Annotated in this window: 11 protein-coding genes; 5 read left to right on the top strand and 6 right to left on the bottom strand. The window is 70.1% G+C overall.

The genetic code is table 11. From position 1 onward, the window contains the following. Positions 1 to 26 precede the first annotated feature (26 nt). The 4 genes from rlmN to SLUN_RS28685 all read left to right on the top strand — a co-directional run bounded on the left by rlmN (position 27) and on the right by SLUN_RS28685 (position 5,179). Entirely contained in the window at positions 27 to 1,133 is a 1,107-nt protein-coding gene (gene rlmN, locus SLUN_RS28670; RefSeq protein WP_108152873.1) for a dual-specificity RNA methyltransferase RlmN, read from the top strand. A gap of 217 nt (positions 1,134 to 1,350) precedes the next feature. Further along, positions 1,351 to 2,439 carry a thiamine ABC transporter substrate-binding protein gene (locus SLUN_RS28675; protein ID WP_108152874.1) on the top strand — a complete coding sequence of 363 codons (1,089 nt, stop codon included), beginning with the start codon at positions 1,351 to 1,353 and terminating at the stop codon, positions 2,437 to 2,439. Positions 2,440 to 2,507: 68 nt separating this feature from the next. After that, a complete protein-coding gene (locus SLUN_RS28680) occupies positions 2,508 to 4,124 on the top strand; it encodes an ABC transporter permease (protein WP_254710299.1) in 1,617 nt (538 codons plus the stop codon). Next, positions 4,124 to 5,179: an ABC transporter ATP-binding protein gene (locus SLUN_RS28685; protein ID WP_175314242.1), complete on the top strand. Its 1,056-nt coding sequence runs from the start codon at positions 4,124 to 4,126 to the stop codon at positions 5,177 to 5,179. Before SLUN_RS28680 ends, SLUN_RS28685 begins: the two co-directional genes overlap by 1 nt. Here the strand turns inward: SLUN_RS28685 and SLUN_RS28690 are convergent. The 6 genes from SLUN_RS28690 to SLUN_RS28715 all read right to left on the bottom strand — a co-directional run bounded on the left by SLUN_RS28690 (position 5,148) and on the right by SLUN_RS28715 (position 11,366). Continuing rightward, on the bottom strand, positions 5,148 to 6,143 hold the full coding sequence (locus SLUN_RS28690) for a DMT family protein (RefSeq protein ID WP_108152876.1): 996 nt from the start codon (positions 6,141 to 6,143) through the stop codon (positions 5,148 to 5,150). The two genes, SLUN_RS28685 and SLUN_RS28690, sit on opposite strands and share 32 nt — an antisense overlap. Before the next feature lie 96 nt (positions 6,144 to 6,239). Further along, positions 6,240 to 7,358 carry an LOG family protein gene (locus tag SLUN_RS28695; RefSeq protein WP_108152877.1) on the bottom strand — a complete coding sequence of 373 codons (1,119 nt, stop codon included), beginning with the start codon at positions 7,356 to 7,358 and terminating at the stop codon, positions 6,240 to 6,242. Between the two features lie 77 nt (positions 7,359 to 7,435). Beyond that, positions 7,436 to 8,593 (bottom strand): hypothetical protein, encoded by a 1,158-nt coding sequence (locus tag SLUN_RS28700; RefSeq protein ID WP_108152878.1) that lies wholly within the window; start codon positions 8,591 to 8,593, stop codon positions 7,436 to 7,438. Next, positions 8,575 to 9,300 (bottom strand): ABC transporter ATP-binding protein, encoded by a 726-nt coding sequence (locus SLUN_RS28705; RefSeq protein ID WP_108154986.1) that lies wholly within the window; start codon positions 9,298 to 9,300, stop codon positions 8,575 to 8,577. Before SLUN_RS28705 ends, SLUN_RS28700 begins: the two co-directional genes overlap by 19 nt. Before the next feature lie 195 nt (positions 9,301 to 9,495). After that, positions 9,496 to 10,875: an aspartate aminotransferase family protein gene (locus SLUN_RS28710; RefSeq protein WP_108152879.1), complete on the bottom strand. Its 1,380-nt coding sequence runs from the start codon at positions 10,873 to 10,875 to the stop codon at positions 9,496 to 9,498. Continuing rightward, on the bottom strand, positions 10,860 to 11,366 hold the full coding sequence (locus tag SLUN_RS28715) for an Lrp/AsnC family transcriptional regulator (RefSeq protein WP_108152880.1): 507 nt from the start codon (positions 11,364 to 11,366) through the stop codon (positions 10,860 to 10,862). The genes SLUN_RS28710 and SLUN_RS28715 overlap by 16 nt, the downstream gene beginning before the upstream one ends. Before the next feature lie 167 nt (positions 11,367 to 11,533). On the opposite strand from SLUN_RS28715, the gene SLUN_RS28720 reads away from it, so the two are divergent. Further along, a complete protein-coding gene (locus tag SLUN_RS28720; protein WP_108152881.1) occupies positions 11,534 to 12,973 on the top strand; it encodes a gamma-aminobutyraldehyde dehydrogenase in 1,440 nt (479 codons plus the stop codon). Positions 12,974 to 13,007: the final 34 nt, after the last annotated feature.

The raw sequence follows: 13,007 nt of genomic DNA on the forward strand, positions 1-13,007 counted from the left end.
CGCATCTCTGCGACACTGGTAGGACCATGCCCAAGCCCGGAGAACTCACTTTCGTCGCGCCCCGCGGAGCCAAGAAGCCCCCGCGGCATCTCGCCGACCTCACGCCCGCCGAGCGCAAGGACGCCGTCGCCGCGATCGGCGAGAAGCCGTTCCGCGCCAAGCAGCTCTCGCAGCACTACTTCGCGCGGTACGCCCACGACCCGGCCCAGTGGACCGACATCCCCGCGGCCGCGCGCGAGAAGCTCGCCTCGGAGCTGCTGCCCGACCTGATGTCTGTCGTACGGCACATCTCGTGCGACGAGGACACCACCCGCAAGACCCTGTGGCGGCTGCACGACGGCACCCTCGTCGAGTCCGTGCTGATGCGCTACCCGGACCGGGTGACCATGTGCATCTCGTCGCAGGCCGGCTGCGGGATGAACTGCCCGTTCTGCGCGACCGGGCAGGCCGGTCTCGACCGCAATCTCTCGACCGCCGAGATCGTGCACCAGATCGTCGACGGCATGCGCGCCCTGCGTGACGGCGAGGTGCCCGGCGGTCCGGCGCGGCTTTCCAACATCGTCTTCATGGGCATGGGCGAGCCGCTCGCCAACTACAAGCGGGTCGTCGGCTCCATCCGCCGCCTCACCGATCCCGAGCCCGACGGTCTCGGCCTCTCGCAGCGCGGGATCACCGTCTCCACCGTCGGTCTGGTCCCCGCGATGCACCGCTTCGCCGACGAGGGCTTCAAGTGCCGTCTCGCCGTCTCGCTGCACGCTCCGGACGACGAGCTGCGCGACACCCTGGTCCCGGTCAACACCCGCTGGAATGTCCGGGAGGTGCTGGACGCCGCCTGGGAGTATGCCGAGAAGTCCGGCCGCCGGATCTCCATCGAGTACGCGCTCATCCGCGACATCAACGACCAGGCGTGGCGTGGCGATCTATTGGGCCGCTTGCTCAAGAACAAGCGGGTCCATGTGAATCTGATCCCGCTCAACCCGACCCCGGGATCGAAGTGGACCGCCTCTCGCCCCGAGGACGAGAAGGCCTTCGTGGAGGCCATCGCGGCCCATGGCGTGCCCGTCACCGTACGGGACACTCGCGGCCAGGAGATCGATGGAGCGTGCGGACAGCTGGCCGCTTTGGAGAGATAGGGCCCATGTAATCTGGGCTCGAACATTTGCATATTCCGACAGGGGAGCGCCACAGCGCTGAGAGTGCGGCACAAGCCGCAGACCCTCTGAACCTTGCCCGGGTCATTCCGGGTAGGAAGTTCGGTCGTTACTCAAGCTGTTGCGCCCTGCCCGGATCCCGATTGCGGGAGCCGGGCAGGGCCGCGTCTCTTCCTGGTCACCCCCAGGAGGAATTTCAGTGAGCACCACAGAGAAGATCACGGTCACCGCGCTCGCCGCGGCGCTGGGCGTCGTGACGCTCGCGGCTTGCGGCGGAGAGTCCAAGGATTCCTCCGCCGGCTCCACATCGAAGACGGTGACGCTCGTCAGCCATGAGTCGTTCCTCGCCTCCCCCTCCGTGCTGAAGGAGTTCACCAAGGAGACCGGCTACACGGTCAAGGTGCTCAAGAGCGGGGACGCGGGCGCGGCCCTCAACAAGGAGATCCTCACCAAGGGCTCCCCGCAGGGCGACGTCTTCTTCGGCGTCGACAACACCCTGCTCTCGCGCGCTCTCGACAACGAGCTGTTCACGCCGTACGTCGCCAAGGGCCTGGCGCAGGTGAGCGACGAGGCGCAGCTCGACAAGGACAAGCACCGGGTCACGCCGGTCGACACCGGCGACATCTGCGTCAACTACGACAAGAAGTACTTCGCCGACAGGAAGCTGGCGCCGCCGCAGTCCTTCGACGATCTGATCAAGCCCGAGTACAAGAACCTCCTTGTCACGGAGAACGTCGCGACCTCATCGCCCGGCCTCGGCTTCCTGCTCGGATCGGTCGGCAAGTACGGCGAAGAGGGCTGGCAGGACTACTGGAAGAAGCTGAAGGACAACGGCGTCAAGGTCGTCGACGGCTGGGAGCAGGCGTACAACGGGGAGTTCTCCGGCTCCGCGGCCGGCAAGAAGGCCAAGGGGGACAGGCCGCTCGTCGTCTCGTACGCCACGAGCCCGCCCGCCGAGGTGCTCTACGCCAAGCCGCAGCCGACCGAGGCCCCCACCGGTGTCGCGACCGGTACCTGTTTCCGCCAGACCGAGTTCGCGGGTCTGCTCAAGGGCGCGAAGAACGAGGCGGGCGGCAAGGCTCTGCTGGACTTCCTGGTCTCCAAGACGTTCCAGGAGGACATGCCGCTGAACATGTTCGTGAACCCGGTGGTCAAGGACGCCAAGCTGCCCGAGCTCTTCACCACGTTCGGCGTGGTGATCGACAAGCCGGAGACCGTCGCTGCCGACAAGATCGCCAAGAACCGTGAGCAGTGGGTCCAGTCATGGTCCTCGCTCGTACTGAAGTAGGGAAGTCCGTCCGCGGGCGGTCGGTCCGCGGGAAGTCCGTCCGCGGGAATGCGGCGCGGCTCGGACTGATGGCCGGGCCCGTCGCGTTCTTCGCGGTCTTCTTCGCCTACCCCGTCGTCGCGATCGTGGGCCGCGGCCTCCAGATCGACGGGGTGTGGCAGTTCGGGCGGATCGGCGAGGTACTGGGCCGCTCCGCCATTCTGCGGGTGCTGTGGTTCACCACCTGGCAGGCGTTCGCCTCGACCGCGCTCACCCTGCTGATCGCCCTGCCCGGCGCGTACGTCTTCGCTCGCTTCGAGTTCCCCGGAAAGCGGCTGCTGCGGGCGGTGGTCACCGTTCCGTTCGTACTGCCGACCGTGGTCGTCGGGACGGCGTTCCTGGCGCTGCTGGGGCGCGGCGGACTGCTCGACGAGCTGTGGGGTCTGCGGCTGGACACGACGGTGTGGGCGATTCTGCTCGCGCATGTCTTCTTCAACTACGCGGTGGTCGTACGGACCGTGGGCGGTCTGTGGTCGCAGCTCGACCCGCGCCAGGAGGAGGCCGCCCGGGTGCTGGGCGCCGGGCGGTTCGCGGCCTGGCGGCGGGTGACGCTGCCTGCGCTCGGGCCCGCTGTGGCCGCCGCCGCGCTCATGGTCTTCCTCTTCACCTTCACCTCCTTCGGCGTCGTACAGATCCTCGGCGGACCGACCTTCGCCACACTCGAGGTGGAGATCTACCGACAGACCGCGCAACTGCTCGATCTGTCGACGGCGGCCGTGCTGACGCTGGTGCAGTTCGCCGCGGTGGGCGCCGTCCTCGCCGTACACGCGTGGACGGTACGGCGGCGGGAGAGCGAGCTGAGGCTGGTGGACCCGGCGCAGACGGCGCGGCGGCCGCGCGGGGCAGGGCAGTGGACGCTGTTCGGCGGGGTGCTGGCCACGATCGCGCTGCTGATCCTGGCGCCGCTCGGGGTGCTCGTCGAACGTTCCCTCGACGGGCCAGGGGGTTACGGCTTCGACTACTACCGGGCGTTGACGGTGCTGGACGAGGGCGGCGGCGCCTTCCTCGTACCGCCGATCGAAGCCGTCTGGAACTCCCTGCGGTACGCCGTGGTCGCGACCGCCATCGCGTTGGCCGTGGGCGGGCTGGCCGCGGCCGCGCTCACGCGCAGGGCCGGGCGGCTGGTGCGCGGCTTCGACGCGCTGCTGATGCTGCCGCTCGGCGTCTCCGCCGTGACCGTCGGCTTCGGCTTTCTGATCACCCTCGACGAGCCGCCGCTGGATCTGCGGGCGTCCTGGATCCTGGTGCCGCTCGCACAGGCACTGGTCGGTGTCCCCTTCGTCGTACGGACGATGCTGCCCGTCCTGCGCGCGGTGGACGCACGGCTGCGCGAGGCCGCGGCGGTGCTGGGTGCGTCGCCGCTGCGGGTGTGGCGGGAGGTCGATCTGCCGCTGGTGCGGCGGGCGCTGCTCGTCGCCGCGGGGTTCGCCTTCGCCGTGTCGCTCGGCGAGTTCGGGGCGACGGTCTTCATCGCCAGGCCCGACAATCCGACGCTGCCGGTCGCCGTGGCGCGGCTGCTCGGCCGGCCCGGCGAGCTGAACTACGGGCAGGCGATGGCGCTGAGCACGATCCTGATGCTGGTGTGCGCGGTGGCGCTGCTGGTACTCGAACGCATCCGCATCGACCGATCCTCCGGGGAGTTCTGATGGTCTTGCTGCGACTGGAGGACGTGACCGTACGGTTCGGTGCGCGGGCCGCCCTCGACGCGGTCGATCTCGAGGTCGCCGAGCACGAGATCGTCTGCGTGCTGGGGCCGAGCGGCAGCGGCAAGTCCACGCTGCTGCGGGCAGTCGCCGGGCTCCAGGACGCCGACGGCGGGCGGGTGCTGCTGTCCGGTGCGGACCAGGCCGGGGTGCCGGTTCACCGGCGCGGTGTGGGCCTGATGTTCCAGGACCATCAGCTGTTCCCGCAGCGCGACGTGGGCGGCAATGTCGCCTTCGGGCTGCGGATGCACGGCATCGGCAGGGACGAACAGGCACGCCGCGTGGACGAGTTGCTGGAGCTGGTCGGGCTGCCGGCCGCACAGCGGCGGGCCGTCGCCTCGCTGTCCGGCGGCGAGCAGCAGCGGGTGGCACTGGCCAGGGCGCTCGCGCCGGAGCCCCGGCTGCTGATGCTGGACGAGCCGCTCGGCCAGCTGGACCGGGGGCTGCGGGAGCGGCTCGTCGTCGAACTGCGCGGACTGTTCGGGCGGTTGGGTACGACGGTGCTCGCCGTCACCCACGACCAGGGTGAGGCCTTCGCGCTCGCCGACCGCGTCGTCGTCATGCAGGACGGCCGGATCGCGCAGGTGGGCACGCCGCTGGAGGTCTGGCAGCGGCCCGAGTCCGAGTTCGTCGCCCGCTTCCTCGGCTTCGACAACGTCGTGGCGGCGATGGTGAGCGGCACGGCCGCGGACACGCCCTGGGGCAAGGTGCCGGTGCCGGAGGGCTCGCCGCAGGGCGCCCGGAAGGTGCTGGTGCGACCGGCGGCGGTACGGCTGGTCCCGCCGGCGGACGGCCTGCGCTGCAGGGTGGAGGCACGCACCTTCCGGGGCAGCCACGTCGCCGTACAGCTCCTGCCGGACGACGGGCCGCCGCTGGAGGCGGAGTCCTCCCTGCGGGAGGCGCCGGAGGAGGGAGCCCAGGTGGGTGTCGTCTTCGCCGCCGAGGACGTGGTGGTGCTCGACCCGGTTAGTGGGCCGGAGGCCAGGGGACGGGGGTGAGCTCCTCAGGACGTGGCTCCTGCGACCCCGACTCCGACCTCGACCCCGACTCCGACCCCGACTCGGACTCCGACTCCGACTCCGGCTCCGGCTCCGCGCCGTGCGCCTCAGGCGCGCCGAACCAGGCCACCGCGACCGCGCCCGCCACCGCCAGTACGAAGCCGAGGATCGCCATCCAGGCGAAGCCGGCCCGCGAGGAGTCGCCCAGCCACAGCACACCGATCATGCCCGGCAGCACGGTCTCGCCGACCACCAGCGCCGCGGTGGCGCCGTTCACCGAGCCGATCTGCAGCGCGACGGTGTGCAGATACATGCCGCCGATGCCGGCCACCAGGATCGCGTACAGGGCAGGGTCCGAGAGCAGGGCGCCCAGGTCGAAGGGGTCGATGCCGTTCAGTACGCGTACGCCGACGCCCAGCGCGCCGAAGCCGAGGCCGGACAGCAGACCCGCCAGGATCGCGGCGCGCGCGCCGAGAAGACGTACGACGACGGTGCCGCCGACCATCAGCAGCACCGAGATCACCAGCAGCCACCAGTGCGTGGCGATGGGGGTGTGACCGCCGCCCTCGGGGCCCGCCGCGGAGGCCAGCAGCACCAGGGCCGAGCAGACGACGCCGATGGAGGTCCACTCGGCGCGCGTCAGCCGGATGCCCAGCAACCTGACGCTCAGCACCGCCGTGATCACCAGGTTGGCGCTGATGACGGTCTGGGAGAGGAAGAGCGGGAGCAGCCGAGCGGCCAGCGCGCCGAGACCGAACCCGACGAAGTCCAGGATCGTGCCGACGATGAACTCCCAGGTCATCGCGGCCTTGGCGGTGGACGACAGGTTCGGGCCGCCGTGCTGGGTGACTCCGGCAGCGACCGCCTCGCGGCGGGCGGACTTGCGGGAGCCCACGGCTTGCAGCACCGACCCCGTGCCGTAACAGATCGAGGCCGCTACAGCGGTCAGTAGGCCGATCAGCACCAAGGGCTCCGTTCACATGGGGTCAGTTTGTTCCGACTGACTGCCAGACGTGAGTTCGGGGCCGGAAGTTGCCTGGCTGCGGTGACCAGATCCTGTCTAGGCCGTGCCGGACAGCCGGCGCAGCGTCTCCGCGGCCTCGTCCACCGTATCGACCAGAGCGATACGGGACTCCATGGCGCGCTCGCGCGCCAGCGACTGGAGCAGCGGCCACGTGGGCAGCTTCTCCGTCCAGTGCGCGCGGTCGACGAGGACCATCGGCGTCGGCTCGCCGCGGGACTCGTAGTAGTTCGGAGTCGCGTTGTCGAAGATCTCCTGGACGGTGCCGGCGGCGCCGGGCAGGAAGATCACGCCCGCGTTGGAGCGGGCCAGGAGGCCGTCCTCGCGGGTGGCGTTGGCGAAGTACTTGGCGATGTGACCGGCGAAGGCGTTCGGCGGTTCGTGGCCGTAGAACCAGGTGGGAATGCCGACGGAGTCACCGCCGCCGGGCCAGCGGGACCGTATCTCGAAGGCGGCGTCCGCCCAGTCGGAGACGGAGGGGACGAACGACGGGACCTTGGCGAGGAGTTCGAGAGCTTCGCACAGCATCTCGTCGGGGTGCGGGGCGGCGTACGCACCGAGGTTCGCGGCCTCCATGGCGCCGGGGCCGCCGCCGGTCGCGACGGAGAACCCGGCGCGGGCGAGGGCCTGACCGAGGCGGGCGGCACCGGCGTACGCGTCCGTGCCACGGGCCATCGCGTGGCCGCCCATGACGCCCACGACGCGTGCACCGACGAGGAGTTCGTCCAGGGCGTCGGAGATCGCGTCGTCGTGGATCGACCGGAGCATCGAGGCGAAAATGTCGCCGTCGGCCTTGGTCTCCTGGAACCAGGTGTAGGCGCGGGCGTCGGGGGTTTCGTCGTAACCGCCGGTGGCGAGGCCTTCGAAGAGCTCGCCGGGGGAGTAGAGCACCCCGCGGTACGGGTCGAAGGGCAGGTCGGGGACGGGCGGGAAGACCAGCGCGCCGTCGGCGCGGACCTTGGCGGCGGCATCGGGCTGCATGAGGCAGCCGAGGAAGACGGCACCGGTGGTGTCGGCGCGGAGGAGAGAGTGGGTGCGCTCGGTGAGGTCGACGGACTGGACGCGGTGTCCGGCGAGCGAGCCGCCGGCGACGACGTGGTCGAACTCGTCGAGGGATTCGACCTCTTGGTCGCGGTGGTGCGGGTTCGCGGGCGCCATGCGGCCACGATAGGGGGTGCGGGGGAGGTCCCAACACCCGCCCCTTCCTGAATCCGGGGCGACACCCCCGGCCTCCCTCAGGCCGAGAGAGGGAGCGCCGCCAGCGCCGCCACCCCCCACGTCAGAGGGGCGAAAACCGCCAGCAGCGTCGCCACCCGCAAGGCCGTGGCGCGGCGGAGGGCCGAGGTGGGGGCGCCGAGGCGGCGCAGGGCTTTCGTCGTGTGGGCGCGCGCCTGTTTGGCCTCCAGGGCCGAGGTGAGCAGCGTCGCCGTCGTACACGTGATCACCAGGGCCGCGCCCAGGCCGGTCAGGGGGCCGAAGAGGTTCGGGCCCGTGTCGCCGTACACGGTCGGGGCCGCGATCGCCGCCGAGGCCACCGAGCACACCACGCCCAGCGGGCGGCCGATACGGCGGGACTCCTCCATCAGGATGCGGCCGGCCAGCAGGCGGGTCGCGCGCGGGCGGGCGGACTGGAGGACGAGGCCGCAGAAGTGGGTGATGCGCGGCCCCGCGAAGGCGAGACCCAGGGCCGTCAGTGCCCAGCCGGCCAGGACGCCCGCCGGGCTGCCGTCGAACTGGCCCGGCAGCGGGAGCGCCGAGCCCGGGCCGCCGCGGCTCGCGTAGGTCTCGACCGCCAGGCCGGCGGCGGTCAGCGCGACGCCCCACGGCAGACCCGTCGGAGCGGGGGCCGGGGCGTCCTGCGCGTCGGGCTCGGTGCCCGGCTTCACCCGGCGCGGGCGCAGCGCCAGCGCCGCGGCTGCCGTGGCGGCCAGTGGCACCAGAGCGAGCAGCGTCAGTGTGGCCGCCAGCGGCAGCGGCTGGTCCGCGGCGAGCGGTTCGGCCGCCGCACCGTCGAACGGAAGGCCCGTCAGATCGCCCCGCAGATGCAGGAAGAACAGCAGCGCGACCATGCTCCCGAGCGTCCCGGCCACGGCGGTGGAGACCGCCGCGAGCGCCGTCAGACGCGCGGGCCCGAGACCTACCGCCGAGAGGCCCTGCCGCGGGCGCGTACTCGGGTCCGTACGGGCCACCGCCACCGCGAACTGCACCGTCGCCGCCGCCGGGATCAGGCACCAGAGCAGGCGCAGCGCCGAGCCGGAGTCGGCGGGATGGGCCAGCGCGTACGTCAGCGTGCACAGCAGCAGGAAGCCCACACCCGCCGATGCCGCCGCCACCATCAGCCGCCGCAGCAGGACCAGCGGATGCGTGCCGCGGGCTAGGCGGAGAGCGAGCACTCGGCCCGGCCTTCCGCGTCAGCGTTCGCCAGGGAGTTGACGCGCCGGCCGTCGACAAGCGTGAGCGAACGGTCCGCCAGCGCCGCCACGTCCTCGTCGTGCGTGGCGAGTACGACGGTGATCCGGTGCGAGCGGGCCGCGGCCGTCACCGTACGCAGCACCTGCGCCCGGTCCGCGCGGTGCAGCGTCGCCGTCGGCTCGTCTGCGAACAGCACCGACGGCGTGGTGACCAGCGCCCGCGCGATCGCGACCCGCTGCCGCTCCGCCTGCAGTAGCGCATGCGGCCGCTTACGTGCGCACTCACCGATGTCGAGCCGCTCAAGCCACTCCATCGCCGCGGTCTTCGCGCCCCGGTGGGAGCCGCGCAGCAGCAGCGGTAGGGCCGCGTTCTCCCACGCGGTCAGTTCCGGTACGAGCGCCGCCTCGGGGTCGATCCAGCCGAAGCGGTCGCGCCTCAGCCGCTCGCGCAGCAGCGGGCTCATCGTGTGCACGGGGGAGCTGTTGAACCACACCTCGCCCTGCTGCGCGACGAGCTGACCGGAAAGACAGCGCAGCAGCGTGGTCTTCCCGCTGCCGCGCGGGCCGCACACGGCGAGGATCTCGCCCTCCCGTACACCCAGCGATACGCCGACGAGTGCGGGCGAGCCGCTGTGGGAGTGGTGCAGGGAGCGTGCCCAGAGCACATCGTTGTCCGGCGGGGCCACCATGGCGTACACCTCGGTTCTGATCAGATTTCTCCTCCCCCGTACGGGGGAACGAAGACAGGGCCGATCGGTCACTCGGCACGGTAAGGATTCAGAACCGGCGTGTCGGGAAGCACGCGGCCCGGGTGCACCCCATCTCACTCGGACGGCCGAATGAGAGTGGCCGGGTGCCCCGGGCCGTACGAGAGCTGGTGAAGGCTAGAGCTTCGTCCAGGCCTCCGTGAGGACGCTGCGCAGAATGCCCTCGATCTCGTCGAAGGTCTCCTGGTTGGAGATCAGCGGCGGCGCCAGCTGGACGACCGGGTCGCCACGGTCGTCGGCGCGGCAGTACAGGCCGTTGTCGTAGAGCGCCTTGGAGAGGAAGCCGTAGAGCACGCGCTCGGTCTCCTCGTCGGTGAAGGTCTCCTTGGTGGCCTTGTCCTTCACCAGCTCGATCCCGTAGAAGAAGCCGTTGCCGCGGACGTCGCCGACGATCGGCAGGTCGTGCAGCTTCTTCAGGGTGTTGAAGAACGCGCCCTCGTTGTCGAGGACGTGCTGGTTGAGGCCTTCCTTCTCGAAGATGTCGAGGTTGGCGAGGCCCACCGCCGCGGAGACCGGGTGGCCGCCGAAGGTGTAGCCGTGCAGGAACGTGTTGTCGCCCCGGTAGAACGGCTCGGCGAGGCGGTCGGAGATGATGCACGCGCCGATCGGGGAGTAGCCCGATGTCATGCCCTTGGCGCAGGTGATCATGTCCGGTACGTAGTCGAACTTGTCGCAGGCGAACATCGTGCCGAGACGGCCGAAGGCACAGATGACCTCGTCCGAGACGAGCAGCACGTCGTACTGGTCGCAGATCTCACGGACCCGCTGGAAGTACCCGGGCGGCGGCGGGAAGCAGCCGCCGGCGTTCTGCACCGGCTCCAGGAACACGGCCGCGACCGTCTCCGCGCCCTCGAAGAGGATCTCCTGCTCGATCTGGTCGGCGGCCCAGCGGCCGAAGGCCTCGGGGTCGTCGCCGTGGATCGGGGCGCGGTAGATGTTGGTGTTCGGCACCTTGTGCGCGCCGGGGACCAGCGGCTCGAAGGGCGCCTTGAGGGCGGGCAGACCGGTGATGGACAGGGCGCCCTGCGGGGTGCCGTGGTAGGCGACCGCGCGCGAGATGACCTTGTACTTGGTGTGCTTGCCCTGCAGCTTGAAGTACTGCTTCGCCAGCTTCCAGGCGGTCTCCACGGCCTCGCCGCCACCGGTGGTGAAGAAGACCTTGTTGAGGTCGCCCGGGGCGTGCTGCGCGAGCCGCTCGGCGAGCTCGACGGCCTTCGGGTGGGCGTAGGACCACACCGGGAAGAAGGCGAGCTCCTGAGCCTGCTTGTACGCGGCCTCGGCGAGCTCGTGACGGCCGTGGCCGGCGTTGACGACGAACAGACCGGACAGGCCGTCGAGGTAGCGCTTGCCCTTGTCGTCGTAGATGTAGGTGCCCTCACCGCGCACGATGGTGGGCACGGGTGCATTCTCGTACGAGGACATGCGGGTGAAGTGCATCCACAAGTGGTCGTACGCGGTTTTGGAGAGGTCCTTGCTCACGGCTATCGGGTTCCCCACATGTAGGTCTGCTTCTTGAGCTTGAGGTAGACGAAGCTCTCGGTGGAGCGCACGCCGGGGAGCGCGCGGATCCGCTTGTTGATCACTTCGAGGAGGTGGTCGTCGTCCTCGCAGACGATCTCCACCATCAGGTCGAACGAGCCCGCGGTCATGACCACGTACTCGCATTCGGCCATGGCGGTGAGCGCGTCCGCGATCGGGTCGAGGTCGCCCTCGGCCGTGATGCCGACCATCGCCTGGCGTCGCAGACCCACGGTGAGCGGGTCGGTGACGGCGACGATCTGCATGACGCCCTGGTCGAGCAGCTTCTGGACGCGCTGGCGCACGGCCGCTTCGGAGAGGCCCACGGCCTTGCCTATCGCGGCGTACGGGCGGCGCCCGTCCTCCTGGAGCTGTTCGATGATCGCGAGGGAGACGGCGTCGATCGTCGGGGACGATCCGATTCCGTTCCTGGGGTCTGCGTTACGACTGGCCACGGGCTCACTCTGCACCGCGACTCGTCGGTCTTGCAACCCCTGAGCAATGAAATTCGTTGTTCTGGGGTCCGAATATCACTGAATCCGAAGTTGTGGAGGGTCGGGCCTGTCGAAAGCGTCACCTGAGCGATTAGGGTGAGAGAGTCTCACCCATCGGACATCTGACAGGAGGGGTGGCAACAGTGACCACCGAGCTGCGTCGTCTGCGCAACTACATCAACGGGGAGTTCCGGGACGCCGCCGACGGGCGGACGATCGAGGTCATCAACCCGGTCACCGGTGACGTGTACGCCACGTCGCCGCTCTCCGGACAGGCCGACGTCGATGCCGCCATGGACGCTGCCGCGGCCGCCTTCCCCGCTTGGCGGGACACCACCCCGTCCGAGCGCCAGAAGCTGCTGCTGAAGATCGCGGACGCGTTCGAGGAGCGGGCCGAGGATCTGATCGCGGCCGAGTCGGAGAACACGGGCAAGCCGCTGGAGCTGACCCGTACCGAAGAAATCCCGCCGATGGTGGACCAGATCCGCTTCTTCGCGGGTGCGGCGCGCATGCTCGAGGGCCGTTCGGCCGGCGAGTACATGGAGGGCTTCACCTCCATGGTCCGGCGCGAGCCGGTCGGCGTCTGCGCACAGGTCGCGCCGTGGAACTACCCGATGATGATGGCCGTCTGGAAGTTCGCGCCGGCGCTGGCGGCGGGCAACACCGTCGTCATCAAGCCGTCGGACACGACGCCCGCGTCGACCGTGCTGATCGCCGAGATCATCGGCGCGATCGTGCCCAAGGGCGTCTTCAACGTGATCTGCGGCGACCGGGAGACCGGGCGCACGATGGTCGAGCACCCGACTCCGGCGATGGCGTCGATCACCGGTTCCGTACGGGCGGGCATGCAGGTCGCCGCGTCCGCGGCCAAGGACGTCAAGCGCGTGCACCTGGAGCTGGGCGGCAAGGCGCCGGTCGTCGTCTTCGAGGACACCGACATCCCGAAGGCCGTCGAGGACATCGCGGTGGCGGGGTACTTCAACGCGGGCCAGGACTGTACGGCGGCGACGCGTGTGCTCGTGCACGAGTCGATCCACGACGAGTTCGTGACGGCGCTGGCGAAGGCGGCGGCCGACACGAAGACCGGTGCGCCGGACGACGCGGACGTGCTGTACGGCCCGCTGAACAACGCGAACCAGCTGGCGCAGGTCAGCGGCTTCATCGACCGGCTGCCGGCGCACGCCAAGGTCGAGGCGGGCGGCCACCGGGTCGGCGAGAAGGGCTACTTCTACGCGGCGACGGTCGTCTCCGGCCTGAAGCAGGACGACGAGATCATCCAGAACGAGGTCTTCGGTCCGGTCATCACGGTCCAGTCCTTCGCGGACGAGGCGCAGGCGCTGGCGTGGGCGAACGGTGTGGAGTTCGCGCTCGCGTCTTCGGTGTGGACGAAGGACCACGGGCGTGCGATGCGGATGTCCAAGGCGCTGGACTTCGGCTGTGTGTGGATCAACACGCACATCCCGCTGGTGGCGGAGATGCCGCACGGCGGGTTCAAGAAGTCGGGGTACGGAAAGGACCTGTCGGCGTACGGGTTCGACGACTACACGCGGATCAAGCACGTGATGACGTCGCTCGACGCGTAGTCCTGGCGGACGGGGGGGGGGGGGGGGCTGGTTC

The sequence above is a fragment of the Streptomyces lunaelactis genome, from assembly GCF_003054555.1.
Taxonomy (GTDB): Bacteria; Actinomycetota; Actinomycetes; order Streptomycetales; family Streptomycetaceae; genus Streptomyces; species Streptomyces lunaelactis.